10 protein-coding genes are annotated in these 13282 nt (G+C 71.3%); all 10 read right to left on the reverse strand.

Annotated features, from left to right (window positions below; all coding sequences use genetic code 11):
• Positions 1-44: 44 nt before the first annotated feature.
• The 10 genes from tssA to tssF are packed head-to-tail and all read right to left on the reverse strand — an operon-like array spanning position 45 to position 13275.
• A complete protein-coding gene (tssA, locus tag MYL53_RS10105; RefSeq protein WP_247853660.1) occupies positions 45-1484 on the reverse strand; it encodes a type VI secretion system protein TssA in 1440 nt (479 codons plus the stop codon).
• A 13-nt stretch (positions 1485-1497) separates the two neighbouring features.
• On the reverse strand, positions 1498-2190 hold the full coding sequence (gene vasI / locus MYL53_RS10110; protein ID WP_247853661.1) for a type VI secretion system-associated protein VasI: 693 nt from the start codon (positions 2188-2190) through the stop codon (positions 1498-1500).
• Entirely contained in the window at positions 2187-3731 is a 1545-nt protein-coding gene (locus MYL53_RS10115; protein WP_282103505.1) for a sigma-54 interaction domain-containing protein, read from the reverse strand. Before MYL53_RS10115 ends, vasI begins: the two co-directional genes overlap by 4 nt.
• A 58-nt stretch (positions 3732-3789) precedes the next feature.
• Entirely contained in the window at positions 3790-6450 is a 2661-nt protein-coding gene (tssH, locus tag MYL53_RS10120; RefSeq protein ID WP_247853663.1) for a type VI secretion system ATPase TssH, read from the reverse strand.
• Positions 6451-6500: 50 nt separating this feature from the next.
• A complete protein-coding gene (icmH, locus tag MYL53_RS10125) occupies positions 6501-7313 on the reverse strand; it encodes a type IVB secretion system protein IcmH/DotU (RefSeq protein ID WP_247853664.1) in 813 nt (270 codons plus the stop codon).
• A gap of 3 nt (positions 7314-7316) precedes the next feature.
• Positions 7317-8651, reverse strand: coding sequence for a type VI secretion system baseplate subunit TssK (gene tssK, locus MYL53_RS10130; protein WP_247853665.1), 1335 nt, complete (start codon positions 8649-8651; stop codon positions 7317-7319).
• Complete coding sequence (gene tssJ / locus MYL53_RS10135) at positions 8651-9205, reverse strand: type VI secretion system lipoprotein TssJ (RefSeq protein WP_247853666.1); 555 nt, start codon at positions 9203-9205, stop codon at positions 8651-8653. The genes tssK and tssJ overlap by 1 nt, the downstream gene beginning before the upstream one ends.
• Positions 9202-10524 carry a type VI secretion system-associated FHA domain protein TagH gene (tagH, locus tag MYL53_RS10140; RefSeq protein ID WP_247853667.1) on the reverse strand — a complete coding sequence of 441 codons (1323 nt, stop codon included), beginning with the start codon at positions 10522-10524 and terminating at the stop codon, positions 9202-9204. The genes tssJ and tagH overlap by 4 nt, the downstream gene beginning before the upstream one ends.
• A gap of 4 nt (positions 10525-10528) precedes the next feature.
• Positions 10529-11548, reverse strand: a complete 1020-nt coding sequence (gene tssG / locus MYL53_RS10145) for a type VI secretion system baseplate subunit TssG (protein WP_247853668.1) — start codon at positions 11546-11548, stop codon at positions 10529-10531.
• Positions 11512-13275 carry a type VI secretion system baseplate subunit TssF gene (gene tssF, locus MYL53_RS10150; RefSeq protein ID WP_247853669.1) on the reverse strand — a complete coding sequence of 588 codons (1764 nt, stop codon included), beginning with the start codon at positions 13273-13275 and terminating at the stop codon, positions 11512-11514. The genes tssG and tssF overlap by 37 nt, the downstream gene beginning before the upstream one ends.
• Positions 13276-13282: the final 7 nt, after the last annotated feature.

Here is a 13282-nt window from a genome sequence, read left to right on the forward strand (position 1 = left end):
GCCTTGCTCCCTCGTCCCTGTCGATTCCGTCGGATCGCCGCGTGTCATGCCTCGAGTGCCGCCGCCAGGCGGGCCGGCAGCGCCGGCTCCCAGCCTTCCAGCGCGAGGTTCGCCACGGCGTCCTGCAATGCCTGATAGTGCTGCCGGGCCAGCGCGGCGAGGCCGGCCTCGTGCAACAGGTCGGCGCTGGCCAGGCGCCAGTAGACGCCCTCGCGGGGCGATGCCGCCGCCGCCAGGCCTTCGTCGAGCACCGCCAGCGCCTCCGCCAGCCCCTCCTCGGCGAGCCGCTCGCGGGCCGTCTCGAGGCCGGCCTGCCAGGGATCGCCGCCGCCCATGGCCGCCGCCGGCGCCCCGGGCCCGGCCACGTCCGTCAGCCAGGTCTGCGTCTCGCCGTCGAGGAAGGCGGTGCCGTCGCTGAAGGTCAGCGCCTCGATGCCCGGCAGGCGGTCGACGAAGCGCGCCGTCTCGTCGCGGATCGCCTCGGCGCAGCGCGGCTGCTCGAGCCGCCGTGCCACCTCGGCGCTCAGCCGATGGCCCTCGAGCCAGTAGGGGCTGAGCGCCAGGCTGTTCTCGATGCGCCGCCAGTCCTCCGCCGTCGGCCGACCCGCGGCGGCCTCGCGGTACTCGGCGACCCGGTCGGCGGAGACCGGCGCCAGCTCGGTGCGGCGGCCGTCGCGTGTCATCGGCAGGCCCTGGATGGCGTGCCATACCGCGTGGCGGCGCAGCCGATAGCCGAGCGCCTCGCCCGGCGACTGCTCGTTGAGAAAGTCGGCCATCTTGAGCAGCGCCTGTCGGTTGCCGCGATCGTTGCCGGATTCGAGCCGCGCCTCCGGGGCCTTCGGCGCCGCGGGCTCGGCCTCGGCGGCCGGCGCCGCCGAGCGGCTCGCCTCGCCACCGCCCGCGGGCGCCGGCGAGTCGCCGGCTGCCGACGGCGACTCGGCGCTGGGCGTGGCCTGATCGAGCGTTCGCGAGAGGTCCGCCAGCGCCTCGTCCGGCAGCTCATGGCCGGCGGCCTGCTCGCGCAGCCGCTCCAGCGCCTCACGACAGGCGGCGTGATCCTCGGCGGCGCCGAGGAACTCCAGGCCGCCGGCCAGCGACAGTGCGCGCTGGGTGAACTGCTGGAACAGCTTGGGCCGGGCCCGCTTGCCGCGCGGGCCGGCGAAGGGATAGGCGGCCTCCCACCAGGCGTCCAGCGCGCCGGCCAGCAGCTCCAGCGACAGCGCGAAGCGCGCCGGATCGCCGTCGTGCTGCAGGCAGTGCAGCAGGTGGCCGAGCACCTTGAGGTCCTTGCCGGTCTCGGCGAGCAGCCGCGCGGCGCGGGTCTCCGCGCCGCTCCAGTCGACCTCGCCGTGCTGCAGCGAGCCGACCTTCATCATCTGCTCGTCGAGCCAGTCGTAGTCCTCGTGATCGGCCACCGGTGCGCCGACGCCCTCGGCGAAAGGCGCGAGCAGCGGCTCGAGCTGATGGGGCTGGGTAATGCGCATGTCGTCTCTCCCCTTACCAGCGGCACATGGCGCGCAGCGGCGCGATCGCCGTGCGCCAGCCGTCGAGATCGAAGCGCAGCCCGTCGACGACCGCCGTGTCGCTCGACAGCCGCAGGCGGTCGCCGCCCAGCAGGCGCTTCAGGGTGCCGATGGCCGGCAGCCCGCGCCCGCCGCTGATCACGTGGCCGCCGTCGAGCACCCGCCAGGTCTGGTCGAGGGCGACACCCTCGCCCTCCAGCCTGAGCGACACCCGCGAGCCCTCGAGCGGCTCGTGGAGGTGCAGCTGGAAGCGGGTGATGGCGTCATCGCAGCTGATCACCAGCAGCGGGCGCGGCGGCACCGTGCCCAGCGCCGGGGCGCTCATCAGCACGGTGTCGGCGGTCTCGCGGGTCATCACGCCGACGTCATCGGCGTCACGCGCCGCCTCCTGGGCGGCCACGGCGCGCCACAGCGGCGAGCGCGTCTCGTCCGTCACCGTCTCGGGGCGGTCGCGGAACAGGCCGTCGTAGCATTCGAGCCGGCCCAGCCGCGAGGGCTGCTCGGCGCAGGCCTCGGCGGCCTGCAGGCGCGACGCCGGGGTGCTGTCCTCGACATCGCTCCGGGCCTGGCTCGCGGCCGGCGCCAGCCCGGCGGCCAGCAGCAGGGCCAGGCCGGCCAGCCGGTGCCACAAGGAGGGCCGAGCGAGGAATCGATCGTTCACGTTCATGGGCTATCCAGTTGCAGCTGTCGGCACTTGTGCGCCAGGGTCCGCTTGGGCAGGCCCAGGCTCTCGGCGGCCAGGGTGCGGTTGCCGTCGAAGCGCGCCAGGCGCTGGCGGATCAGCGTCGCCTCGTAATCGCGCAGCGCCCGACGCAGGTCGAAGACGTCGTCCTGCTCGGCCGCCGGCGTCGGCGTGACGTCGTCGTTGACCTTGACCTCGCTCTCGGCCGCCGCCTCCGCAGGCGCCTCGTCGGGCAGCGCCTCGGGGGCGATGTCCTCGCCGTCGCGGGTCATGGCGCAGGCGTAGTCGATCAGGTTCCTGAGCTCTCGCACGTTGCCGGGGAAGTCCCGCGCCTCGAGGGCGCGCAGCACCGCGCGCCCCAGGCCGATGTCCTCGCGGCCCTCGCGCCGGCAGAAGTCGTCGACGAAGGCCTGGGCCAGGCCGGGAATGTCCTCGCGGCGCTCGCGCAGCGCAGGCAGCGTGAGCGGGAACTGGCCGAGGCGGTAGTAGAGGTCGGCGCGGAAGGCGCCCTCGCGGATGCGACGGTGCAACGGCTGATGTGTCGCCGCCACCAGGCGCAGGTCGACCCGCCGCTCGCTGTCGCCGCCGAGGGGACGATAGCGCCCCGACTCGAGCACGCGCAGCAGCTTGGCCTGCAGCGCCAGCGGCATGTCGCCGATCTCGTCGAGGAACAGGGTGCCGCCGTCGGCCTGGCCGAACAGCCCTTCTCGGCTGCGCTCGGCGCCCGAGAAGGCGCCCTTCACGTGGCCGAACAGCTCGGCCTCCAGCAGGCTCTCGGGAATCGCCGCGCAGTTGATCGCCATGAAGGGCCCGTCGCTGCGCGCCGAAACCTCGTGGATGCCGCGCGCCACCAGCTCCTTGCCGGTGCCGGTCTCGCCCTGCAGCAGCACCGCCAGGTGGGTCTCGGCGGCGCGTACCAGCTGGTCGCGCAGCGCGCCGATGGCCGGCGAGTCGCCGAGAATCCGCTGGGCGAGGCGCTCGCTGAGGGTACGGCGCCGGGCGCCGTCGTTGGCCTCGGCCAGCGAGTCGCGCAGCCGCGCCTGGTGGCGACGCTCGTCGCGCTGGCGAGCCAGCCAGGCCCACAGGCGGCACAGCAGCGCCTCGAAGGCCAGGAAGTCGTCGCACTCGGCCAGCGGCGCGAGCCGCTCGGCGGGGCCCGCCAGGGCCAGCACCCCGAGCCACTCGCGCTTGCCGTCCCGCGCCCGCAGTGGACGCACCGACAGCCGCCAGGCCGCCGGCAGCCCCTCGGTGGCCGCCTGGAAAGCGGGATGATCGAGCCGCAGCCGCGCTTCGCCGAGCCCCAGGTTCATCGCCTCGCCGCGGCGGATGGCATGGGCATAGGGATGGCGGAAGTCGTCGCAGGCCAGCCAGGCGTCATCGCCGTCCTCGCCCAGCCAGCGGCCGCTGGCGTCGAGGAACAGGCAGCGTGCCCAGGCCAGCCCCAGCCGCTCGCGCAGCAGCGCGAGCCCGCGCCGGCGCAGCTCTTCGGGCGAATGGCCCTCGACCAGCCGCAGCGCCTCGGCCATGCCGGCCAGCGCCGGGGCCTCGCCGTGGGCCGCATCGAGCACGCCGTGATCACTCACCTCAGCCGACCTCCGCGGTGAAACCGTGCTCGTCGACGCCTAGCGCGACGCGGCTCACCGGCTCGCGACGCGCCATGCGCTCGAGCAGCGCCCGGGACACCGGCGGCAACAGCTCGCCGTCGATCACGGACTCGAGCATCCGCGCGCCGTTCTCGCTGCGCGTGGCGCGCTCGCAGATGGCCTCGGCCAGCGCCGGTGCCAGCACCACCTCGGCCTGGCGATGGCGGTCGCGGATGCGGCCGGCCAGGGTCTCGAGCTTGGCGCCGACGATGTCGTGAAGGATGTCCCGCGACAGCGGCAGGTAAGGCACCACCTCCATGCGCGCCAGCAGCGCCGGCTTGAAGAAGTCGGCCAGCACCGGGTAGAGCGCCTCGTCCATCGCCGCGCGGTCGTCGGCGTGGCGCACGATGGCGTCATAGCCGAGGTTCGAGGTCATGAAGAACAGCACGTTGCGGCAGTCGATGGCGCGCCCTTCCCCGTCGGCCAGCTCGCCCTTGTCGAAGGCCTGGTAGAACAGGTTGAGCACGTCCGGGTGGGCCTTCTCGACCTCGTCGAGCAGCACCACCGAGTAGGGCCGCTGGCGGATCGCCTCGGTCAGCAGGCCGCCCTCGCCGAAGCCCACGTAGCCGGGCGGCGAGCCGATCAGCCGCGAGACGGTGTGCTTCTCCTGATACTCGGACATGTTGATGGTGGTCAGGAACTGGCGACCGCCGTAGAGGCTCTCGGCAATCTGCACCACGGTCTCGGTCTTGCCCACGCCGCTGGGGCCGACCAGCAGGAAGGCGCCCAGCGGACGCCCGGGGCGACGCAGGTCGGCGCGGGCGGTAAGCAGGTGGCGATGCAGGCGCTCGACGGCCAGGTCCTGGCCCTTGATCAGCCGGCCCAGCTCCTCGGGCAGCTCGGTGAGGCGAGACAGCTCGTCGCGGGTCATGCGCTCCACCGGCACCCCGGTCCAGTCGCCGATCACCTGGGCGATCTGGGCCTCCTCGACGCTGGGGTTGACCAGCGAGAACTCGCGCTGCAGCTCGGCGAGGCGAGCCTCGTGCTCGGCCAGCGCGGCGGTGCGGCGAGCGCGCGCCTGGTCGGCGCTCTCGTTCTCGCCTTCCGTCTCGTGACTCTCTCCATCGCTGGCGTCGTCTTCCGCGCCGTCGAGCAGCTCGCGATGCAGGGTCAGGATGGCGTCGACGCACTCGCGCTGTTCGCGCCAGGCGGCCTCCAGGGTCTCGCGCTCCTCGTCCAGCCGCGCCAGCCGCTCGGCCAGGGCGTCGCGATGGGCGGCGTCGGGATGACGGCCCAGCAGCGCCTCGCGCTCGAGCTGGTCGTGCTCGCGACGGGCGGCCAGCTGCTCGCTCATCAGATGGCTGAGGCGGCGCGGCGGCGTGTCCAGGGCCTGGGCCAGCCGGGTGCCGGCGGTGTCGAGCACGTCGATGGCCTTGTCGGGCAGCTGGCGGCCGGCCAGGTAGCGGGCCGAGAGCTCGGCGGCGGCGCGCAGGCCGCTGTCGCCGATCAGCACGCCGTGGGTCGACTCGTAGACGTCGCGCAGGCCACGCAGGATCATCAGCGCCTGCTCCACGTCCGGCTCGCCCAGGGCCACCGGCTGGAAGCGCCGCGACAGCGCCGGATCCTTCTCGATGTGCTTCTTGTACTCGCGCCAGGTGGTGGCGGCGATGGTGCGCAGCTCGCCGCGGGCCAGCGCCGGCTTGAGCAGATTGGCGGCGTCGGCGCCGCCCTCGGCGTTGCCGGCGCCGATCAGGGTGTGGGCCTCGTCGATGAACAGCAGCGTCGGCACGGCCGCGTCCTTGACCTCCTCGATCACCGCCTTCAAGCGCTTCTCGAACTCGCCCTTGACCGAGGCCCCGGCCTGCAGCGCACCGAGGTCCAGCGACATCAGCTCCACGCCGGCCAGCGCCGCGGGCACGCGGCCCTCGACGATGCGCGCCGCCAGGCCCTCCACCACGGCGCTCTTGCCGACCCCGGCGTCGCCCACCACGATCGGGTTGTTCTTGCGCCGGCGGCCGAGGATGTCGAGCATCTGGTCGATCTCGGGGTCGCGGCACAGCACCGGGTCGAGCTCGCCGCGGCGCGCCTGCTCGGTGAGCGAGGTGGCGAAGCGCGCCAGCGCGCTGTCGTCGCCCGCGCTTCGGGCCGGGGCCGGCCGCTGGCTCTCGTCTTCGGCGGCATTGGCCGCCTCGGCGGACTCGCGGGTCAGGCGGGCGAAGTCGCGCCGCAGCCGTTCGCGGTTGATGCCGGCCAGCAGCCGCTCGCCGCGGGGGCCCAGATAGCGCTCGGCGTGGTGCAGCAGGGCGGTGAAGATCACCCCGGTCCGCAGCTCGCGATGCCCGAACTCGGTGCTGGCCAGCAGCCAGGCGTCCTGCAGCACCTCGATCAGCAGCGGCGAGAAGCTCGGCGTGGTCACCTCCAGGTCACGCGGCGGGCGGGCGTCCTCGGTGAGGGCGCGACGCAGCGCCTCGGGCTCGATGTCCTCGGCCTCGAGCAGCACACGCAGGTCGCACAGCGGCTGGTCGAGGCCGGCCAGCAGCAGGTGGGACACGCCCACCTCCGGCGCCTGCTGTTCGGCGCACAGCGACGCGGCCCCTTCCAGGGCCTGGCGGGCGATGGCGTTGAGTCGGCCGATCAGTGCCGGTAGCTCTACCCTGAGCATGGTGTCTCCCTCGATATCGTAAGCAAGCGGTGGTTCGACCCGCCCGGCGGCTAGTCGATGATGCGTTCCAGCAGCAGGCCAACCTGGTCGGCCTGCTCGCCCAGCGTCCACGAGAAGCCGACGTAGACCAGCGCCATGGCCAGCGCGAAGAGCGCGAAGATGCCCCACAGCGGCAGGCCATCGCCCTGGCGGCGCGCCGCGGCGAGCACGTTGTCCAGCGGGCGGGTCAGTTCGTCCTCGCCGGGCTCCTCGAGCGCCACCAGCTGGTCGCCCAGCTCGCGCAGGATCTGCTCGTATTCCTCGCGGCCGTGGGGCATGACCTTGTAGCGCCCCTCGAAGCCGAGACACAGGCACAGGTAGATGAAGGCCAGCAGGTCGCGATAGCGGCGCGGCTCCTGGCGCAGCCGCGAGAGGATCGAGAAGACCTTCTCGCCGCCCCAGGTCTCGTTGTGGAAGCGTGCCAGCAGCGAGTGGCCGGCCCACTGGCTCTGCTGGCCCCAGCCGGTGCTCATCACCGCCTCGTCGATGAACGAACACAGCACGTAGCGGTAGGCCAACAAGGTCGGCCGATCGTAGCCCTGCTCGGTGAGCTCGACCTCGATGGCGGCGATCTCGTCGACGACCTGGCGGTAGAGGCGATCGATGTCATCGAGCCGGTCGAGCTGGCGAACCCGCACCACCATGCCCAGCAGCGAGCTGGCGGCGTCCACCAGCGGGTTGAGGCTGTGGCCGCGCAGCCGGAACCAGTAGTCCTCGTCGGCATCCAGGTGGTTGGCGTGGCTGTGGATCAGCCGCTCCAGGCCCTGGACGTCGATGCTGTCTTCATGGCGACGCGCGTCGTCGCGAGTGGCGAGATCGTTCATGACTTAGCTCCTGATCGCCCAGAACTGCATTTCCAGCCCCGGGAAGTCGCCGGCGACATGGAAAGCGAAGCCGCTGGCGCCGTTGAGCATGCTCCAGGCCTCGCTCTGACGGTCGAGACGGAAGTAGGTATAGCCGGCATGGAACGGCAGCTGGCGCGGCGCCACCGGCAGCGGCTCGAGCGGAATGCCCGGCAGCTGCAGGCTGATGAGGTCGCGGATGCGCTCGACGCTAGCGACCTTGGTCTGCTGCACGAACAGCTTGCGCAGGCGCTCCGGCGGCAGATCCGCACGCACCGCCAGGATGAAGTCGGCGTCCTCGAGCAGGCTGCGGTCGGCCACGGTGGCGACCTTGAGCCCGTAGCGGCGCGACTGCAGCTGGATCGCCATGGCGCGCGGTTCGAGCACCGTGGACAGCGACTGGCGCAGGCTCTGCATCAGCGGCCGGAAGGCGGCCTCCGGGCGGTCATGGTCGTAGGCCGGAAACTCCGGCGGCAGCCGCGACTCGGCGGTGAAGGTGGTCAGCTCGCAGCAGGTCTCGTGCATGTCGGCGTAGAGCCGCTCGGGATGCAGATGGCCGAGCCGGGCCAGGTGCTGGAAGCGCGGCTGGGCACGGTTGAGCGACTGCAGCAGCATGAAGTCCGAGACGTCGGCGACCCCGGACTGGTTCGGCGTCGACAGACGCTGGGCCAGGTTGCGGGCCCGTTCACGCATCAGCCCGGCCATTTCGCCGACGAAACGCTGCAGCACCGGCGCCGCCTGCACGTTGAGCAGGGTCGGCAGGAAGTGCTCGTCGAGCACCAGGCTGCCGTCGGGGCGCCGTTCGAGGATGCGCGCCACCGCCAGGCAGGCGTAGGCGCTGCGATCTTCCTGCTCCAGCAGCAGCCGCGGCGCCACTCGCGCCAGGTCCAGGTCGGCGATATCGCCGACCCGCGAGTGCAGGTCGCGCACGCCGCGCGTCTCGGCGCGATAGCGCGAGGCCAGCGACGAGGCTTCCCAGCTCACCTCGGCCACGCCGTCGGTGGCCAGCGGCACGCCCAGATAGACCACCTGGTTGGCCACCGAGGCGTCGTCGATCTCCAGCGCCGGCGGTTCCAGGTCGTCGTCGGGCAGGTGGAAGGGCGTGCCGTCCGGCATCACGCCGCTGGCACGGCTCAGGGCGATGCGCCCGAAGCTCAGGTACTCGGCGTTGAGCTCGAGCGTCAGGAAGCCGTGCAGATAGCCACCGACGCCGCGCAGGCGGGTGTCGACCAGCCCCTGAAGGCTGCGCTGCTGCTGCTGGAAATGCTGGGGCTTGATGAACAGCCCCTCGCTCCAGACCACGGGGTTACGACTGGCCATCAGGTCTCCTTCCTCAGCGCGGCCTCGCGCTCCATCAAGTGCACCAGCAGGTGATAGTCGTGGCCCTGAGCCTCGATCTTCACGACCTTCTTCCACTGCGCCTGGTTGGGGTCGGCGTAGAAGGCAATGATGCCGATGTAGCGCGTGTCTTCCTCGACCTCGAAGGGCTCGTAGAACTTGAACTGGCCGGGCAGCAGGGTGAAGTCGTCATGGGCCAGATAGTTGGTGCCGAGCGCCTCCTCCAGGTCCTCCTGCAGCTGGCGATGGTCGGCCGACATCAGCATCGAGTCGTCCTTGAGCTGCAGGATCTGGAAGCGCAGCGGCGTGCCCTCGCCCTCGACGTTGGGATTCATGTCGTCGGCCGCCAGCATGCTCAGGTCGACCCGCGACGGGCGATCCTCCGGGTAGCCGACCGGGATCGAGGGATCCTTGATGACCTGATAGGTCTTGCCGGCGGCCTCGAAGGTGGAGGCACAGCCGGACAGCATCACCAGCGCACCGACCAGCATCAGGCCTCGCGCCAACGACGCGATGCCGGCCGTACGGGCGATCATGCGCCCTCCCGCTGCTGGCGGCGCACCGACTGATCGTAGGCCTGCTCGAAGACCTCCCAGAACAGCTTCTCGAAGCCCTGCTGGCGGCCGGAGTTGAGCTCCTGGTAATAGTGGCGATACATCTCCCAGGCCCAGCCGTCCTCGTCCTCGCTCTGGCGGCCGGCGCCGCGATAGGCCTGGAAGCGCTTGAGCAGGGCATCCGGCGAGAAGGCGTCGAGGATCGAGCGCAGCGCGGTGCCGATGGCCTCTTCCACCGCCACCTGGTGCTGCTGCTGATGCTCGAGACACTCGGCCACCGCCGCCGGTGCGGAGAGATGCACCGGGCTGCGCTGGGCGGCGAACAGGGTGGTCAGGGTCTGCTCATAGGACTGACCGAGGCGCAGCGGGTTGTCCTCGATCGGCTGCAGGCGACGGTCGCGCAGCGGATAGCGGCTGCCGTCGTGGGCCTGATGCAGGGTCAGCAGGCCATCCACTGTGGCCTTGAGCGTGCGTCCGGCCTCCTCGAGGAAGGCGTGCTGCTCGGCGCTGTCGCGGAAACGCAGCTCGCCGCCGAGGGTCTGCAGCAGCGGCGAGGCGCCGACGTGGCCGACCTCCCCTGCCGCCGGTTCCTGCCAGCGATCCTCGAGCTGCTCGCCGACCGAGCGTTCCAGATCGTTCAACAGCCGTTCATCCATGTCGGGGTCCTCGTAGCGTCGGTTCCTCGGCGCGGCCGGCAGGCCGGCCGCTCCGCCCTGCCCGTCCAGGGCATCGAGCAGTTGGTGATGATCGTCCGCGCCGACCATCGGGTCATCGGACAGCGCGGCCATGGGGTCCTGGTGGCGCTGGGTGGGAGAGGCCTCGCCCAGCGCCTCGAGCGGATCGTGCTGGGCCCGCGGCGCAGCGGCCTCGGCGGGCAGGATCTCGGTGGCCTCGAGCATGTCGTGCTCTTCGTCGACCAGGGTCGCCAGCGGCTGCACGCCGGCGGCTTCGGCCTGACGATCGCCCAGGTGCACGCGCAGGCGATACTCGCCGACCTGCAGCTCGTCGCCGTCGCGAAGCGCCACCCGTCGCTCGCGGCCGATCGGCAGCGTGGCGCGATTGACGAAGGTCTGACCGCTGCGATCGATCAGGCAGAAGCGCCCATCGAGGCGCTGGATCTCGGCGTGACCGGGCCGCACCCGGCCGGCGTGGTCCTGAAGCAGCCAGTCGTCGACCGCCGCGCTGCCCAGGGTGCCGCCGGCCGACGGGAAGACGTGGCTGCTGGTGGAGCGGCCCTCGAGCCGTTCGCTGTTGATGACCACCAGGGTGATGGCCTGCTGCTGAGGGAGCGTCGCGTTCATGGGTTCACCGTGTCATCTGAATGCGTACCCGACGTCGCCGGGCCGTGGCGTGGGCCTCGGGCTGGACGAAGGTGGTCCAGCCCAGCTGACAGCTGCCGCCCTCCCCCAGGCGCATGGGGCTCACTTCGCTTTCCAGGAGCTCGAGCTCCAGGTCGTAGGCCAGGGGCTCACGCAGCACGAACTCCATCAGGGTGCGCAGCGCCTGGTGATCGCGGCCGTCGGGCAGGAAGTCGCGAAAGCGGGCCAGGTCGAGCCCGTGCAGGCGCAGCGCGAACTTGCCGCTGATGTCGTCGACCCGGCTGCCGGCGATCATGTCCTGGCCCAGAGTCGAGGCTCCCAGGCCGGTGCGAGTGCGCTGGTCGGGCGGAATCTCGACCCGCCGATGCACCCAGCTCTCGACCTCGACGCCGTCGAGATCGAAGCAATGACCGACGATGCCGGCGACCACGTCCGGCGAGCGCGATCGGCCGGCCAGCAGGCCGGCGTAGGCCAGCATCTTGCTCCAGTTGATCGGCGTCTCGCCGCGCAGGCGGTCGTCGGCCAGGCCGACCAGGGCGAAGATCGCCGCCGAGAAGCCGTCCGCCGCGCCGTCCTGGTAACGCACGTGCTGGCGATACTTGCGCCAGCCGCGATGCAGCAGCGACAGCACCCGATGGTTGAACAGATTCAGGAAGTCACCGGCCGCGCCCTCGCGATGGGCCTCCGCGTGGGCCATCGCCTCGAGGTAGTAGCCCGGCAGCGGCGACTGGGCGCCCTGCAGCCCCAGGAAGCTGACGCGCATGTCGTAATGGCCGGCCGGACTCGGCGTCAGCGAGAGGATGTCGCTGCCCGGAAAACCCAGCGAGGCCGAGGCCTGGAAGCGCACGCGTTCGCCGGCCGGGTCGGCCTCGCGGTCGCCCTCGAGATCGTCGCCGTGATGCCGGTGGAGCAGCTCCACCAGCTGATAGAAGTCGTAGCGCCGGGCCCCGTCGACCAGGGGAGCGAGCGCTACATCAGGGGCTGCTGGCCCGGCTGCAAGGTCCATGCGTAGCGCTCGCGGTTATGAAGGTTGGTGACGTGCAGCTCGTGGAACGAGTTGATGCTGGCGTACAGCGAGAAGAAGCGGGCCAGCACGCTGGCGAACAGGAACAGGCTGCCCTCGTCGCCGAAGGCCTCCTGATCCAGGGTCATCTCGGAGCGCAGCCCGCGCACCGGCAGGCCGCGATGCAACCGATCCACCGGCTGGGTCTGGATATCGACGATGCCGGCCAGGCGCTTCTGGGCGATACGCTCGGCCTGGCGGTCGACCAGGGCGCGGAAGTCGTAGACGCGCAGCACCGAACACAGGGCGTCGCGATCGAGCAGCGACAGGTAGTTCAGCGACAGGTTGGAGATCAGCGTCCACAGCAGGCTGCCGTCCAGCGTCGGGCGCATGGCTGGGGTCGGCCGGGTGATGTTGCGAAACTCGGCGAAGGCCGGGCTGTCCTCGGTGGGCACGCAGACATCGCCTACGGTCAGCCGCTCGGGCAGCTCGCGATTGCTGCAGGTCAGGCTCAGCGAGATGGTCTCGCGCAGCCCCAGACAGGCCTGCTCGTCGCCGCGAACGAAGGAAATGTCGTGATCGAAGCCATCGCCGCGCAGGCTGTCGCGAACGCGCACCCGGTAGTAGCGGGCCTCGCGGCCGCGGTCGCGCTCGATCTGGTGCTCGAAGCTCTCGAACGGCACGTAGCGGCGCGGCTCGCCGCGGATGCGGCCGGTCTCGCTCTCCAGCCAGCCGTCCACCGCATCGACGCTGAACACCTCGTAGTGGGCGGGGAAACGGCTGCTGGGGCGAATCCGGTACTCGCTGCGCTCACCGCCGAGATCGACCGGATCGGCGTCGTGCTCGAACAGGTTGATCGCCGGGGTGCAGTACAGCGCCAGGTTCTCGTCGCCGATCCGGGCATCCGCCGGCAAGGTCCGTGAGAAGGTGAAACGCAGCCTGAGGCGCTCGGCCGGGCGCGACGGCAGGACATCGCCCAGCCGCTGCAGGTCGAAGAACTGGAAGGCCTCGGGGAAGCACAGGTATTCCTGCAGGATCCGGTAGCCCTGGTAGACGTTGCGCGGGTACGGCAGCAGCGCGTCCTCGGCGGCGAAGCCCACTGGCGCCATCAAGCGCGTGGGCAGCGCCATCGGCTGGCCGTCGACCTCGAGCTCGATGCCGGCCAGGTAGTGGCTCAGCCACAGGTAGAGAGTGCGCGCTGTGTAGCCGCTGCCGCCGAGGTGCAGCCGCAGATCGCCCACGCCCAGAGCGTCGAGGGGCTGGTCGCTGTGCACCGCCAGGTCCAGCTCGACCACCGAGGCCTCACGGGAGTGACGCGCCGCGACACCGTCGTGGGCCAGCGGATAGAGCGTCAGCTCGTGGCAGGTGCGAAAGCCGCAGGCGGTGCCCTCGACCTCGCGACTGGACAGGCTGGTGCCACGAGGCACCGGCTGGGCGGCGCTCAGACCGTGCCAGTGCGGGGTGAACTGTACCATCGTCATGCTCGGCACCGGGCGCAGATAGTTGGGCCACAGCATGCCGATCAGCGAGTGGGTCAGCTCGGGAAACTCATCGTCGACCTTCTCGCGCAGCCGACCGGACAGGAAGGCGAAGCCCTCGAGCAGGCGTTCGACGTCGGGGTCGGTGCTCTGCTCGGACAGGAAGCGGCTGAGGCCAGGATTGCCTTCGGCGAATTCCCGTCCCTGGCGCTTCAGGAAGTCCAGTTCGTCCCGGTAGTAGCGGTTCAGCATGTCGGCC

The sequence above is a fragment of the Halomonas getboli genome (genome assembly GCF_023094245.1).
GTDB classification, from domain to species: Bacteria; Pseudomonadota; Gammaproteobacteria; order Pseudomonadales; family Halomonadaceae; genus Halomonas; species Halomonas getboli.

Coding starts and splice junctions, on each gene's coding strand:
- vasI (WP_247853661.1), bottom strand. CDS start 2,190: ATGAACGTGAACGATCGATTCCTCGCTCGGCCCTCCTTGTGGCACCGG.
- icmH (WP_247853664.1), bottom strand. CDS start 7,313: ATGAACGATCTCGCCACTCGCGACGACGCGCGTCGCCATGAAGACAGC.
- tssH (WP_247853663.1), bottom strand. CDS start 6,450: ATGCTCAGGGTAGAGCTACCGGCACTGATCGGCCGACTCAACGCCATC.
- tssA (WP_247853660.1), bottom strand. CDS start 1,484: ATGCGCATTACCCAGCCCCATCAGCTCGAGCCGCTGCTCGCGCCTTTC.
- tssK (WP_247853665.1), bottom strand. CDS start 8,651: ATGGCCAGTCGTAACCCCGTGGTCTGGAGCGAGGGGCTGTTCATCAAG.
- tssG (WP_247853668.1), bottom strand. CDS start 11,548: ATGGACCTTGCAGCCGGGCCAGCAGCCCCTGATGTAGCGCTCGCTCCC.
- tssJ (WP_247853666.1), bottom strand. CDS start 9,205: ATGATCGCCCGTACGGCCGGCATCGCGTCGTTGGCGCGAGGCCTGATG.
- tagH (WP_247853667.1), bottom strand. CDS start 10,524: ATGAACGCGACGCTCCCTCAGCAGCAGGCCATCACCCTGGTGGTCATC.
- tssF (WP_247853669.1), bottom strand. CDS start 13,275: ATGCTGAACCGCTACTACCGGGACGAACTGGACTTCCTGAAGCGCCAG.
- MYL53_RS10115 (WP_282103505.1), bottom strand. CDS start 3,731: ATGGCCGAGGCGCTGCGGCTGGTCGAGGGCCATTCGCCCGAAGAGCTG.